This window comes from Streptomyces sp. NPDC055506, from assembly GCF_053643595.1.
Map to the genome: position 1 here is coordinate 1 of NZ_JBSHKH010000226.1, position 6,300 is coordinate 6,300.

6 protein-coding genes are annotated in these 6,300 nt (G+C 69.1%); 5 read left to right on the forward strand and 1 reads right to left on the reverse strand.

Features of this window, described 5'->3' with window-relative positions; all coding sequences use genetic code 11:
* The coding region (locus tag ACWIF2_RS39610; RefSeq protein WP_454366416.1) for a hypothetical protein at positions 1–1,049 on the forward strand (1,049 nt) is incomplete at its 5' end.
* Here the strand turns inward: ACWIF2_RS39610 and ACWIF2_RS39615 are convergent.
* On the reverse strand, positions 1,034–1,681 hold the full coding sequence (locus ACWIF2_RS39615; RefSeq protein ID WP_454366418.1) for a TetR/AcrR family transcriptional regulator: 648 nt from the start codon (positions 1,679–1,681) through the stop codon (positions 1,034–1,036). The two genes, ACWIF2_RS39610 and ACWIF2_RS39615, sit on opposite strands and share 16 nt — an antisense overlap.
* A gap of 233 nt (positions 1,682–1,914) precedes the next feature.
* Here ACWIF2_RS39615 and ACWIF2_RS39620 point away from each other — a divergent pair, with 233 nt between their 5' ends.
* The 4 genes from ACWIF2_RS39620 (at position 1,915) to ACWIF2_RS39635 (ending at position 6,263) form a co-directional block, all read left to right on the forward strand.
* Entirely contained in the window at positions 1,915–2,889 is a 975-nt protein-coding gene (locus ACWIF2_RS39620) for a tetratricopeptide repeat protein (RefSeq protein WP_454366420.1), read from the forward strand.
* 622 nt (positions 2,890–3,511) lie between these two features.
* Positions 3,512–4,153: a DUF6230 family protein gene (locus ACWIF2_RS39625; protein ID WP_454366421.1), complete on the forward strand. Its 642-nt coding sequence runs from the start codon at positions 3,512–3,514 to the stop codon at positions 4,151–4,153.
* Positions 4,154–4,339: 186 nt separating this feature from the next.
* On the forward strand, positions 4,340–4,924 hold the full coding sequence (locus ACWIF2_RS39630; protein ID WP_454366423.1) for a DUF6114 domain-containing protein: 585 nt from the start codon (positions 4,340–4,342) through the stop codon (positions 4,922–4,924).
* A 91-nt stretch (positions 4,925–5,015) separates the two neighbouring features.
* Positions 5,016–6,263, forward strand: a complete 1,248-nt coding sequence (locus ACWIF2_RS39635) for a hypothetical protein (protein ID WP_454366425.1) — start codon at positions 5,016–5,018, stop codon at positions 6,261–6,263.
* The last annotated feature ends 37 nt before the right edge of the window (positions 6,264–6,300 follow it).

The following is a 6,300-nucleotide window of genomic DNA, read 5'->3' on the forward strand; positions in this document are numbered from 1 at the left end:
TTTTCGATCCGGCCCACCACGGCATGGACACTCGGGCCTGGCTGCGGAAGCTCTCGGACATGGCCACGGACCGTCTCCGCCAGAACAAGCGCTCCTACGTCCCGCCGCCGGTGAAGCCGGTACAGGACGCAGATCTGTGCGGGGAGATCGTGGGGGAGATCCGCCGGCAGTCCGCGGAACTGACCGCGGCCTGTGCACTGCCAGACCTCGTTCCGGCGCTGGAACAGGTGGTCACCCTGGCTGACGCCGACGTCGGTTTCCGGCTCTTCCTCCGGGCCCTGAAGGCGTGTTCCGTGCGCGTCCCGAAGGAGGCGTACGACCGTTTCCTCGGGCTCGGCGAGCGGCTCGGGTACCCGGTCGCGGTGGTCCGTGACGGCCTCGACGTCGACTGGCCGCCCATCGACACGGCGCGTCGTGACACGTCGTGGGACTTCGGCCTGTCCCATCTCGCCGGGAACGCACACCAGGACTGGCGTGCCGACACGGCCCGGAGAGAGATCCTTCGAGTGGCCGATGCCGACGAGCCCAGGCAGTCCCCGGGCACGGCGGCGGCCCTGCTTCTGGAGGACGCGTTGCGCCTGTTGCGCTCCCCGCTGTCCGACGCCACGATCACCTCGCTGTGGGTCGCCGTCTCTGACGCGGCCCTGCGCATGGACGGACGCGACTGGTTGCGACTTGTGGAGGACGTGTGCGTGGAGCGGCTGCGGGAGGTCGCTCCCGCGTACACGATCGTGGCAACGCCCGCACGTACGGAATCGGCTGACACGGTGCTGAGGGAGCTACGGGAGACGGCGCCCACGGTGGTGGGCAAGGCCGTCAGCCCGCACTGGCAGCCGCTCCCGGCCGCAGAGGCCATGGCCGCGCTGGGAGAGGTTGTCCTCAGGGTTGATCCCGATCTCGGATTCCGGCTGTTTCTCCGGGTTCTACGTGTGCTGGCCGTACCGGTTGCTCGGGAGCAGTTCGAGCGGTTCGAAGCGATCGCTGAGCGGTTCGCGTACGGGAAACATCACGTCGGCGAGATCGAGCAACTCGTTCAGTGGGAGACTTGATCCGACCTGCTGTGCGCCGTGGCTGTGGTCAGCCCGTCGAGCAGGAGCGCTGTGAGACTCCGCGCCCACGTCGCGTCGACGGGCTCGGTGCTCACCAGGGCCCGGTGGACCACCGCGCCCGCGATCACGTCGAAGATCAGGTCCACCGCCCGGGCCGACTCCGACGGGTCCGTCTCCGGCGGTAGCTCGCCGCGGGCCTGTGCTCTGGTTCGGCCCTCCACGACCAGGCGTTTCTGCCGGTCCACGATCGACTCACGGATGCGGGCGCGCAGCGCCTCGTCCCGTGTCGACTCCGCGACCACTGCCATCAGACCGCTCTTCGCCTCCGGCCGGGCCAGGATCGTGGCGAACTGGAGGACGACGCCCTCGATGTCGGCGGCCAGCGAGCCGCTGTCCGGCAGCTCCAGCTCGTCGAAGAGCTCCGCCACCGCGTCGACGACCAGCTCGTTCTTGCCCGCCCAGCGGCGATAGAGGGTTGTCTTCGCAACCCCGGCGCGGGTCGCGACGTCTCCCAGGGTGAGTTTGGACCAGCCCAGTTCGACCAGTGCCTCCCGCGTCGCGGCCAGGATCGCGGCGTCGGCCGCGGCGCTGCGCGGGCGCCCCGTGCGGCTGGCTGGGCTGCGACTCTGCATGCCATGACCATAACGGGCGGTTCCTGTGTGGCCGTGAGGGAGATCACCGGGGGGTGGTGGTCCGCCGGTCCGGCGTGGCGTTACGCTACGTCTCGTAGCGAAAGCCCGTGAAGGACGTACGCGGGCTTCGGCGGCACGGCGTGGGGTGGGGACCCGGCGCCGAACGGGACCCGACCAGCCCGGCTTTCACACCGTTTTTCACACACGCGCGCAGTACGGGGGAGGATAGACGCATGCAGCCACGGAACATGTCCATGAGCGGAGTCGTCGACCTCGCCGCGGTGAAGGCGGCCCAGGAGGCCAAGGCGAAGGCGGAGCAGGCGCGTGCCCAAGCCGCCCGGGAGGGTGGGGCGGGGGCGATCTCCCCGGCCGACCTCGTCATCGACGTCGATGAGGCGGGCTTCGAGACCGAAGTCCTGCAGCGGTCCGCCGAAGTGCCCGTCGTCATCGACTTCTGGGCCGAGTGGTGTCAGCCCTGCAAGCAGCTGAGCCCGGTCCTGGAGCGGCTGGCCGTCGAGTACAACGGCCGGTTCCTGCTCGCCAAGATCGATGTCGACGCCAACCAGATGCTGATGCAGCAGTTCGGCATCCAGGGGATCCCCGCGGTGTTCGCGGTCGTCGCGGGGCAGGCGCTGCCGCTCTTCCAGGGGGCCGCGGGCGAGGAGCAGATCCGGGGAACCCTGGACCAGCTGGTGCAGGTCGCCGAGCAGCGCTTCGGCCTGACCGGCCTCGCCGTCGACCCCGACGCCGAGGCGGGCGGCGCCCCGGCGGCTCCCGAGCGTCCGGCCGGTCCCTACGACGCGCTCCTCGAGGCCGCCGTACAGGCGCTGGACTCGGGTGATCTGAGCGGTGCCATCCAGGCCTACAAGAACGTACTGAACGAGGACCCGGGCAACGAGGAGGCCAAACTCGGTCTCGCCCAGGCCGAGTTGCTCCAGCGCGTACAGGGCGTCGACCCGCAGCAGGTGCGCAAGGACGCGGCCGACAAGCCGGCCGATGTGCAGGCGCAGATCGCCGCCGCCGACCTGGATCTGGTGGGCGGCCATGTCGAGGACGCTTTCGGCCGTCTGATCGAGACCGTGCAGCGCACGGTGGGTGACGACCGGGACACCCTGCGGATGCGACTGCTGGAGCTGTTCGAGGTGGTCGGGCCGGAGGATCCGCGGGTGATCGCGGCGCGCAGGGCCCTGGCACGCGCCCTGTTCTGACCAGTCGTTAAACACGCGGGCTTGTGGTGCCCACGTGAAAGATTTGCCCACAGAGCGTCACTGCGGCCGCGCTTTACCAAAACTTGGTAATCGCGGCCGCTGTTACTGCGAGTAAGTCGCGGGCGTTGATCTGTCGGATTCTGTCCATCGATCAACAGCTTTGTACTGCCGGTGGGGACCACCCTGCGTCGTCGGCCGAGACCGATGGGTCGTTGTTCGGTTATACGGCCGTTACTAGCCAGTAACGAACCCCCTTGTGCGGGCGGCGAGAATGCACCACGATCGGCCACGCTCGGTCCATTCCCGTACCCCGGCAGCCGGTTGGGTCGCGGGACGTCCTGGGTCCCCACCGAGCAGAGCCGGCGGCAGTGGCGCCGGCTCTTGGACAGGGGGGTCTTCGCCCACTCGGCGAAGCCTGTCCAGCAGGGTTGTGCGTGATGCGTGTCAGGCGCGACCAGTGGTTGTCGCTCGGGGGTGATCGCCGGTGATTCGGGCGCGAGTTGCGCCGCCGAGTGCAGGCGCTCTCCTTCCCGAGGACGTAGCACTTCTCCCATCCCTGCCCGGCTGAGCCGCCATTCGGGGCGAGCCCGGACAGGAGATGTACGTCCGAGAAGGAGGAAATATGGAGTCCCAGGTGCGTGGCGGGACCAGATGGAAGCGGTTCGCTGTGGTCATGGTGCCCAGCGTCGCCGCTGCGGCATGTGTGGGTGTCGGTCTCGCACAGGGTGCGCTGGCCGCGTCGTTCAGCGTCTCCGGCCAGCAGTTCAAGGTGAAGGCCGCTCACCTGCACGGTGAGGGTTTCGCTCAGTACGGCGGCATCGACAACGTCTACACCTCGCCCAAGGGTGACGAGAAGAAGAAGGTCCCCGTCGCGATCTCGTCGTTCGACACGGCGAAGATCACCAAGATGTGCCAGTCGGTCGCGACGCCGATCCCTGGCATAGGCACGATCTATCTCCGTCTTGAGGCGGGGAACAACCCCGACAAGCCGGTCACGGCCGAGAACCTCTACATCGACGTCGCCCAGCTCGACGCCGACGCGGAGTTCAAGGACATCGACATCGGCGTCGCGGTCAAGGACAAGACCCGTGGCCCCGACGTGAAGCAGGGCGAGAGCGTGCTGCCGGGCGGCTTCGCCCAGCAGGCGAAGTCGGCCGACCTCACCGGCGTCGAGCAGACGGCGTGGGCGACCACGGCGGGCACGTTCAAGCTCAGCGGCCTGTCGATGAAGCTCGGCACGGACAAGAAGATGGAGTGCTTCTGACAGCCTCCGTCCTGCGGGCACCCGGGGACGGCTGAGACGTCCCCTCCGAGGGGCGGAGCGGCGACAGCTTCTCCGCCCCCCGGGCCCGGCCCCGCGCCGGGCCACCACACAGACTTAGACTTTCCGGCTTCCACGCCTGCGGCCGAGCCGGTACGTACCTTCATCGGACCGAGGGAGCTGTTTTCCATGAGTGCCGAGACTCCGGTCCAGAGCGCCGGGACTTTCGCCCGGCTGCGTCGGCGATTCCGTGACTGGCGGGGCACCCGGCCGTTCTGGGCAGGCCTGTTCACCATCCTCGGCGGGGTGCCGATCGCCTACTTCCCCTACGCCACCCTCAAGTTGGGCACCATGTCGCTCACCATGGCGACCACCGCGGGTGCCGGCTCCCTCATCATCGGGGTCCTGCTGATCACCCTGGGACTGACCATGTGGTTCCAGCAGGCGACGCGGGTCTTCGCCGGTGTCGCCGCGATCATCCTCGCCCTGGTGTCGCTGGTGGTCTCCAACATCGGCGGCTTCCTCATCGGCTTCCTGCTGGCGATGCTCGGCGGCGCTCTCGCCGTCGCCTGGGTGCCGGGCAAGTCGGAGGACACGGGGAAGGGGCCTCGGGCGGCCGGTCAGGGACCGACGGGAGAAGGAGCCGTGGAGCCCTCTGCCGAGAGCCCGGCCGGTGAGACGGGCGGGACGCACCCTCCGTTCGGGACCGGCGACGGCGGCCCAGCGGACGGCGTCCGGTCCGAGGCCCACAACGGGGGGTACCGTGTCGGCTGACCACCGCGACGGTTCTCCCGCCGCCCAGGCGAAAGCGAGAACGGGGCCACGTCACGCGGCTCCCAAGAAGCCGCTCTTCACCCGGTTCCAGATGCCGGCCGGCAAGGCGATAGCCATGGCGGCGATGCCCACCGCCGTCCTCATGGGCATGGGATTCACCCCGACGCTCGCCCTCGCCGACGAGCAGCCGTCGACCTCCAACAGCCTGAAGGCCGACGAGTACAAGGACTGTCTCGCGGCGCTGGAGGCTGACAAGGACGGCGCCTCCCCGTCGCCCTCGGCGAGTGAGAGCGAGGCCGCGGGCGACGAGGACAAGGGCACGGCCGAGCCGACTCCCTCGGCCTCGGCCGGCTCGGACGCGGGTGGGGACAAGGACAGCTCGTCCTCTTCGTCGGATTCAGGTTCCGACGACGAGGGCGACAAGACCGAGCCCACCCCGACCCCTTCGGCATCCGAGGGCACGTCGGGCGACGAAGACGAGGCGACGCCCAGCCCGTCCCCGTCCGAGAGCGGCGGCAACGTCCTCGAGGACATCGGCGACGCGATCGGCGGCATCCTCACGGGCGGCAAGTCCACCGAGAGCCCGAGCCCCACGCCCTCCGCGTCCGCCTCGCCGTCCGGCGACACGAGCACGGCCGAGGAGACCGAGAAGTCCTCGGACGCGGCCAAGGACGACGCGTCCGACACCGTCGAGAAGACGACCGACACGGTCGAGGACACCGTCAAGGACACGACGGACGCGGCGTCGAAGGCGGCCAAGGACACGACCGACGCCGTCGAGAAGGCGGCCGAGAAGGCCGAGGACGCGGCAGGGAAGGCCACCGCCTCCCCCAGCCCGTCCGCGAGCCCCTCCGTGGACCCCGAGGACTGCCCGGCCGCCACGGACGCCGAGGGCGGCGTGGACAACGAGCTCCTCGTCCCCGACGAGCCCTGGCGCCTTGAGGCCAGCTCGCTGACGCTGAAGGGTGCCGACTATCAGGGCATCGTCCAGGTGAAGACCGCGAGCGGCGCCACCAAGAAGGTCCTGAAGTACGTCATCAACGACGGGACCGACATCGGCGACCTGCACCAGCTCGTCTCGGACAAGCAGTCCGGCAAGACCCACCACGTCCAGGCGGCGAAGGGGTCGACGTCCACGATCACCGACGGCAAGACGGTGATGTACACGGAGAGCATCTCCGGCAACCTGCTCGGCCTGATCCCGGTCACCTTCGACCCGGAGCACCCGCCGCCGCTGAACATCCCGCTGATCTACTTCACCAACGTGAAGGTCGTCCAGGCAGGCCAGTTCGGTGGCACGCTGACCGTGCCTGGGCTGCACCAGTACGTGACCGACTGATCCGGACTTCTCCGGGAGCCGCGAAAGGACTGTGCCT